General features: G+C 55.8%; 4 protein-coding genes. 1 reads left to right on the top strand and 3 read right to left on the bottom strand.

The genetic code is table 11. The annotated features are described in order from the left end of the window. Nucleotides 1-282: 282 nt before the first annotated feature. Nucleotides 283-744: a peptidoglycan recognition family protein gene (locus tag QW845_RS34260; protein ID WP_409998004.1), complete on the bottom strand. Its 462-nt coding sequence runs from the start codon at nucleotides 742-744 to the stop codon at nucleotides 283-285. Between the two features lie 1022 nt (nucleotides 745-1766). Further along, nucleotides 1767-2120, bottom strand: a complete 354-nt coding sequence (locus tag QW845_RS34025) for a hypothetical protein (protein WP_315805873.1) — start codon at nucleotides 2118-2120, stop codon at nucleotides 1767-1769. 140 nt (nucleotides 2121-2260) lie between these two features. On the opposite strand from QW845_RS34025, the gene QW845_RS34020 reads away from it, so the two are divergent. Then, nucleotides 2261-2665, top strand: coding sequence for a hypothetical protein (locus QW845_RS34020; protein ID WP_315805872.1), 405 nt, complete (start codon nucleotides 2261-2263; stop codon nucleotides 2663-2665). Nucleotides 2666-2675: 10 nt separating this feature from the next. Here the strand turns inward: QW845_RS34020 and QW845_RS34015 are convergent, their stop codons facing one another. Next, nucleotides 2676-3374 (bottom strand): N-acetylmuramoyl-L-alanine amidase, encoded by a 699-nt coding sequence (locus QW845_RS34015; RefSeq protein WP_315805874.1) that lies wholly within the window; start codon nucleotides 3372-3374, stop codon nucleotides 2676-2678. Nucleotides 3375-4726: the final 1352 nt, after the last annotated feature.

Here is a 4726-nt window from a genome sequence, read left to right as displayed (position 1 = left end):
AGATGAAACGCCTGACCGCCGATTTCAATCGCGACTGGCCCGACGTGACCCGGACGCGCGAGAGCTTCGTGCTGGCGGAAAGATTTCCAATTGGTTCTTGACTTGGGTGCTTGCTCATCGAGCTGCGGCAGCCATCAATTAGCGAGTGGTCGCCAAAGGCTCGCAATTGTAAGTAATCGACAATGCGCACTCAGACAATAGCCCAGCCTTGTGAGGCCGGTGCTGGATACGGAAATGATGGTCTCACGTGGTCGAGTCCAGCCAGCGAAATATTAAACCCATCTATATCTCCCTCAGGATAGCTTCAATTTCGGGTATCAAGTTTCGCCCGGGGCAGTCGGTAGGGGCATGAAGTTTGTGGATAGTGACGCTGGACGTTGGAAGATTCCAACGAACTAAGAGCCACTTCAAAAGGCCCCGCAATGCCTCTCTTTGCTCTGGGCGTACCGCTTCACGTTCGAAGTCACCCTCGACAGCAATCTGAATGTACCCTCTAGGATCGTAGCCCGTATTAGTGTCACCGGCGAACCTTACATCCCGTCCCTCAGCGATTGAGCCCCTTGCGTCGATATAGAAATGATAAGGTACATCGGGCCAGGATGGTTTTGACTTTGATGGTGAGACTCGACCCGGCGACTGCGAGAATGCCTGCAAGCCGCGCATCTTCGCTTCGATGCTCGTCGAGATGTTACTGCGAACGCCCGTGTGATGTATAATAATACCAATGACAGTCTGGGCTGTCATTCCACCATTTGCCGATTTCGCTCGCCATTGTTCGCGCGAGATGATCTCCGGCTGCGCGCCCTGAGCTTCTGGGGTTCGGTCAGCAGAGGACCGCTCGGTACTGGTCGCGCTGCAATTCGAAAGGGTTGCAGCGAGCGCGAGTAACAAAACAAGCTGCTTCCCCATAGCCATTCCTTCGGGTCTGAAGTTCGAATGGAGCGTATTCGGGTGTTATTAGGAATACCTAGACGATGGTCAGGGCGGCCCAAGCCGGCCGATCGGCACCCAAGTTAGGCGCGATTCAGCAGCTATTTTTAAAGTACGCTGTTGGATATCCGCGCTGCTTGTATCCTTGTGCGGTGCTCTGGGCTGTGTCCCTATTCAGCGGGCCGACTCCAACACAGTACCAGCCGGCGCGGAAGTTGGGATAGTAATTACGAGCATTTGTGTCGATGAGTTGTGCTTGAAGCGCACCGCTGACTCCACGGGCGACACTTAGATCTTCGGAGCAATATGCTATCGCGTAGTAACCGCACCTGCGGCCTCCTTCCGAGGGCGGGCTCGGCTGCGCAGGGCTGGGTGCTAAAGCGGCGTTGGGCGCCTGAAGCGCAGCGGGTGCTATAGCCGTTGCAGGTCGAGCACTCGAGTTGGCCCTCTCATTTTCAGAGTCGGCCCTTTCCAAGACGGCATTTGCGAAGCAAGGGCTTGAGCCACTCTTCAACTCCCATACCATCTTGGCTTGAGCATTCGTAGTAAGAATGAGGTAGTAACAGGTAAACCCAGCGCCAGAGATCTGATAGTTTGATCCGCTTTCGCCCCTTGAACTCGTGATGGAGGCCTGACCGAGATTGGGTAAGCTAGCTTCGCGTGTCTGCCCGATCTTGTTGAAGACGATGTGCGGTCCAGGCGGACTGATCGAAACCCACACGCCGTCGAACATTTGCAAGGCATCGTCGGCGAGCGCACTTGCCGAGAAAGCCAATGATACGCTGGTCACTCCGGCAACGAGAAAGACGCGAACGCGCATCGCTCACTGCTCCGCGCTAGGGAGGATCTTTCTTGAAATGCGCAGACGGGAAACACACCGATGAGCCACCTTTGAGCTCCCAGGTCATCTCGCTATTGTTGATCTTGCCGACGAAGTATTGACACGAAAAGCCCTCGCCGGAGACCAGGAAGTTCGACCCGTTCTCGCCGTTTGATACCCGGATGGCCGCCTGTCCTAAGACAGGGAGGCTGGCTTCACGAGAGTTGAGGCCCACCTTGTTGAAGATGAAGTGCGGACCGGGCGGATTGACCGAAACCCAAACGCCGTTGAAAATGTCCAGCGCGTCCGCCCGAGCGTTAGCGGTTGCAAAAACAAGAAAGCACCCGAGAGCGACCAAAAAACAGCGCATTGCGCTTCCCCTTCAGGTTAATATACTAAGCTCAAAAAGCCGTATGCGCGGCATTGCCAAGGCTACAACCACTGCATTAGGATTTCCAGTGTTTTGACGAGGCCCAGACTGAGCATGGAATAAGGGCAGAGGGGGATAGTATGTTGATAGTTAGGGTATGGAAGATTGATTTCTTTTCGAAGCTTCTGGTGGCCGGCCTCTGGGCAGCCTTTTTCCTGCCTCAAGCCCAAGCGCAAACCCAAGGGCTTCTCGATGGTCGGTTGCTCGGCAACTGGCTCAAGAGTGGATCCGGAGACAATATTCGCTTTCTGTCAAATGGTGATTTGAACATTTCGTTTTCGGGGGCGGCAACCGTTTTCAACGGAGTCGGATCGGTCGAGAGGTGTGCCGATGGCGGTGCGAATATTTGCCTGGTCGGGCCGCGTTTTAGGTGCGCCTACCGGTATGCTTTTGCCGGTGAAGGACTAAATCTCTCATTCCGTACGGGTGGGCCGGACGTGGCCTGTAGAGCCGCGGCAGGCGATTACCGGCGGGTGGAGCCCTGAGCGACTGGGGCTACTTCCGATCTGAATTGTGCTCATCGAGCAGATCCGATGGGGCTTTTGATCCATTGGTCCCGCAAAACCGTCCGCTGACGGTTTGAGTGATGGCTTGAGCTATTTGCGCCTGAATTGTCTCCGTTTGAAGATTGATTTCGTCCGCTCGGTTGACGATCACGCCCGCCTCAAGGAGCAGAGCCGGATAGGGAGCGTCCTTCAGCACGGCTAACCGATCATTCAGATAGATCCCGCGCTGCCGATCAATGAGTTTTCGCCCTTCACCGGGAATCTTCATCGCATGGTGCAGCGAAGGCCGCAGTCCTTGCCTGATCAGTTCATCTGCCAAAAGCTGGGCAGCCGCTAAGCTCTCGGCAAACTTAGGAGTGAGCTCAGACAGGAAGATCGAAAAGCCGGAAAATTCGTCGCTGTAGTGGTTTGCTCGTCCGGCGAAGCTCCATTGATGGATAAACAACGGCTGAACTGAATCGTGATGAAGGGAGATAAATAGAGTTGGAGAATAGCGTTTAGCCTGGACGACTCGGTTGAGGAGCTGTTCTTGGCCTATGCCATGTACGACCAGCACGCTCACAAGGTACCCCGACCTTGTAAGTTCTAATGAAACCCTGCGAGCGAGGCTGAGGTTGAACTCAAACTCCGGCACGCCGCGCGCGCTAGTCGCTCCGGGTTGCTCAGGCGTGTGGCCGACGTCCAGCATCACCTTCACGATCGATGTGCAGTGCGGCACGGACACCGACTGTGGTGCTGCGGTGGGTATCAGGGCGATACTGCTAAGGCTGCTCGTGAGAAGCACAGTACGAAGGCAATACAATGCTCGCATGGAGGCCCTGGTCCAAAGCACCGCTTCTAATGCATTTGTCGATGGAGACCGATCCGATCCATCATACGGTTGAGTTCGAAGGAATTGTTAGCAGCCGTCACCACTGCGAAGCCGAGATAAGCAGGCTTTCAACTGGGAAATCCGCCTCGAATAGGCGCTCGCCAAGCAAGTTATATTCGTACCACAGGCATTTCGATCGTTGGACAACCAACTCTTCTCGGTTGCAGCCAATCTTGAAGAGCTTGCCGCGTCACCGTTGCTGCGAGCGTAAGCCTGAGCCGATGTATACAAAGCATCGAGATTTTGATCGAGCTGAGCTAGGCCGTCGTCTGAACAGACAGTTCTTTCCGCCTCATTCAATCGAGCGGAGCAGGAGAAGCTCGGAGAGACGGAGGGGCGAGGCGGTGGCGGAGGCGGCGGTAACGGGGCCGGCGCCGGTACTGGTACCGGGCTATCGGCTTGCTCGAAAGCAGCTGACTTGAAACAGACGTCCCCACCGCTCTTCAGCTCCCAGACCATTCTTGTCCGCTGGTTGGTGGTGAGTATCAGGTAAAAGCAGGTGAATCCTGGGCCCGAGATTCGGAAATTTGATCCGTCTTCTCCATTGGATGGACCTATCGTGGCTTGGCCAAGTATCGGCAAACTAGCCTCTCTTTGACCCAGGCTAATCATATTAAACACGACGTGCGGTCCTGGCGGATTTACTGCCACCCACACACCGTTGAAAATCTGCGTTGGGTCGCCCTGCGCCTGAGCGCCGACGGCTGAGGCCAGGAAGCTCAACGATACCAAGGTAATGGAACGACAAAACACTGTTTGCTCTGAACGTTTCTTCAATTCGGGCACTCAGTCTAATCCGCTCGCCAGCGGCTGATCAAGCTATACTCGACTGGACCGCGTCCGCTCCTCCCGAGGCCGGATCACTATCGCTGCACCATGTCCGATCCTCAAGTGTTGGTCGTCCGAACGCGTAGTTCCCCGCCTATTCAAGGGCTGCCGCGCGAGCGTCGTCCTGAATCGTAGTCGACAACATTGAACATCGGAGCTTCTGAACCTGGCTATGGCATTGAGGTGTATGGTCGTCGCAAGCGTCGCACTCGTCGCAAACCCATCGGCCGCTGCGCCGCCATCAGCCGCGCCGCTCGACGATGGCGCCGCGGTGGAGCGTGCGATCGGCGGCGCGAGATGAAACGCCTGACCGCCGATTTCAATCGCGACTGGCCCGACGT

It is taken from the genome of Bradyrhizobium sp. SZCCHNS3002 (genome assembly GCF_032377435.1).
In the GTDB taxonomy this organism is placed as follows: Bacteria; Pseudomonadota; Alphaproteobacteria; order Rhizobiales; family Xanthobacteraceae; genus Bradyrhizobium.
This window is presented reverse-complemented; position numbering and strand designations above follow the sequence as displayed.

Excerpts from the sequence above, each read along its gene's own strand:
- QW845_RS34260 (WP_409998004.1), bottom strand. The coding sequence starts at position 744 with ATGACAGCCCAGACTGTCATTGGTATTATTATACATCACACGGGCGTT.
- QW845_RS34025 (WP_315805873.1), bottom strand. The coding sequence starts at position 2,120 with ATGCGCTGTTTTTTGGTCGCTCTCGGGTGCTTTCTTGTTTTTGCAACC.
- QW845_RS34020 (WP_315805872.1), top strand. The coding sequence starts at position 2,261 with ATGTTGATAGTTAGGGTATGGAAGATTGATTTCTTTTCGAAGCTTCTG.
- QW845_RS34015 (WP_315805874.1), bottom strand. The coding sequence starts at position 3,374 with ATGCTGGACGTCGGCCACACGCCTGAGCAACCCGGAGCGACTAGCGCG.